This window comes from Rhizobium sp. No.120 (genome assembly GCF_054558365.1).
Genome location: NZ_BAAJNQ010000044.1, coordinates 1 through 1,829 on the forward strand (window position 1 = coordinate 1; position 1,829 = coordinate 1,829).

2 protein-coding genes are annotated in these 1,829 nt (G+C 54.2%); both read right to left on the reverse strand.

The features are described 5' to 3' along the window. Nucleotides 1-368: 368 nt before the first annotated feature. Nucleotides 369-506, reverse strand: a complete 138-nt coding sequence (locus ACYJRZ_RS31830; RefSeq protein ID WP_459465505.1) for a hypothetical protein — start codon at nucleotides 504-506, stop codon at nucleotides 369-371. Between the two features lie 778 nt (nucleotides 507-1,284). Further along, entirely contained in the window at nucleotides 1,285-1,494 is a 210-nt protein-coding gene (locus ACYJRZ_RS31835) for a cold-shock protein (protein ID WP_112338766.1), read from the reverse strand. Between the last annotated feature and the right edge of the window lie 335 nt (nucleotides 1,495-1,829).

Below are 1,829 nucleotides of genomic sequence, written 5' to 3' on the forward strand. Positions count from 1 at the left end.
CCGTTTCGAAACGCCTGTAACGAAGTCCGTTGCGTCCGCGTGTCGCTTTGCCCGCATAAAGCCCTGCTCCGTGTGCGTAATCGAAAGCGATCACGTCGTTGTCCTCCGGGTTTGGAAAGAAGGCTGACCTTCTGCCCGTGCAGTGTCTCGGATTTCGCGTTCGGTCTTTCGAAGCTCGCGCTTACGCCGCTGCATCCTCTCTCGGAGGTTCAGGAGCTTTTCGGCATTTGATCCTGCTTCGGTGAGGGGCACGCGAAAGAGCTTTTCCGCGGATTGTCTGGGCGTATGATTGATCATTGGTTCCTCGAATCGTGAGTGTGACAGCGCGCCCGCTCGCAGTAATATCGGCTTGGTGGCGCGCCCGCCTGCTATTTCTTGTTCAGATTTGCGGGGTTGCCGCTTGCAAGCTTAACTTGTGTGCCAGATGAGGCTGGTGCCGTTACTGGTGCTTTGTCTTTCTTGGGCTTGCGGATCTCACGGTTGCTGCGCATTTGGCCTTTCGCCATGGGTTTCTCCTCGCGCGCCGGATAAGAGTCGGCACTGCTTAACTGCTTAAATTTGGATTGGCATTTCCTGTGATACCGCTTTACCACCGCGGGACGAAACGCTCTGTCCGGCCGTCGGCGTGCGGACTTTCCCAATAATGCCGAAATTGGGAAACACCGTCATGCTCGCTAACGACAGCCTTCGCTGTGCGTCCTGGCCAACGGTGGTTTCCAGGAGCGCGCAAAGATTCGCGTGATCACGATATCCGAACGTACTCGTTCGAACCAGGTTTCGTGAAACGCATGCGGAATATTCGTTGGAAGACATCGCGTCCTCCTTTTGTTTGGGTAAGGCCGTCCACCGAGACGGTGCTTCCTATGACACAGCTATCGACGTCCGCGACGCGCCTGTCTCGCCGTTTTGGCAGGCTCTTGTCATTTCCCGGCCGTTGCAAGCGGAATTCCCCGGGTGTAATGCCGGTGGGCCCGATATAAGCGCGGTCGGAACCCGAACTGAGATATCGTCCTGGCCGATGCGTAAAGATCCGCATTGTCAAAGCACATATTGTAGGATGCAGCGCCGCGAGCTTCCAGCACTAAGGCGGAAGGAGCCCCGTATCCTGCAGTTCGATGTTATCGCAATGCAGGATCTCGAAAACGATCCTGTCACCGGAGCTATGGCAAATGCCATTTTAAGTTCAATTTTCAGAAAAGCAAAAGGCCGGGCATGGACCCGACCTTTCACGGTCATTCGGCTCAGCTGGCAGTACATCCGTGGTCAGCGGAGTGAATGACGAAGTCATGCCGCCTGGAGGTTATCAGCGGAGCTCTTGCCGGACTTTCGATCCTGCACGATGTCGTAGCTGATCTTCTGGCCGTCCGAAAGCGAGCGCATTCCAGCGCGCTCAACAGCAGAGATATGAACAAACACGTCCGTGCTGCCGTTATCAGGCTGGATGAAGCCGAAGCCCTTGACGGAATTAAACCACTTCACAGTACCAGTATTCATAACGATTTCCTTTCATGGCAATCGTTGTGGGTCCCGCGATACTTTGCGGGGTGGGATCGATTTTTTGAAAGGAAATCCAACGGGAGCATTAAGCTCTGGAACGACATCACAAGCAATGGTCGATTTCCCATGTATACGCTCAATTTTTGATTTTACAATGGATAATTCAGAGATCGACGACGCGCGTCCAAGCCGCGCGCTATTTCCAGACCAGAAACGACCGCTGATCTGAAGGAGCCGTCATTCCAAAGGACGCTTAATCCAAGGGTTGCTATGCGTCGATCAAAGGAAGGGGTGGCGTCGCCTTAACCGATTTTGAGACGTGGTAGGATCTT

Bases quoted from the DNA above. Each gene is read 5' to 3' on its own strand.
- ACYJRZ_RS31830 (WP_459465505.1), bottom strand. From the start codon at position 506: ATGGCGAAAGGCCAAATGCGCAGCAACCGTGAGATCCGCAAGCCCAAG.
- ACYJRZ_RS31835 (WP_112338766.1), bottom strand. From the start codon at position 1,494: ATGAATACTGGTACTGTGAAGTGGTTTAATTCCGTCAAGGGCTTCGGC.